Below are 206 nucleotides of genomic sequence, written 5' to 3' on the forward strand. Positions count from 1 at the left end.
GAGTCGTTCCATGATACAGCTTCTCTGGTGGTTCGGTTGGCGGGGTTAACGGCTGTACGGGGACGCTATGCCCATATAATGCCAGAATAGTGTTGCCTTCGATGGCATACCGCTGTTTATCACTTTCCCGCATAATTTTGCGGATAATTTTTTCACTGATTGGTGTGCCAAAATGTTGATTGAACTTTGTAATTAACGTTTGTAAA

The 206-nt window shown here is 43.7% G+C and carries 1 protein-coding gene; it reads right to left on the bottom strand.

Going from position 1 to position 206, the window contains the following annotated elements; all coding sequences use genetic code 11:
• The coding region (locus CBI42_RS12535; RefSeq protein ID WP_179211462.1) for an RNA 2'-phosphotransferase at positions 1 to 206 on the bottom strand (206 nt) is incomplete at both ends.

Origin of the sequence: Streptococcus sp. KR (assembly GCF_002238115.1) — a bacterium.
Taxonomy (GTDB): domain Bacteria; phylum Bacillota; class Bacilli; order Lactobacillales; family Streptococcaceae; genus Streptococcus.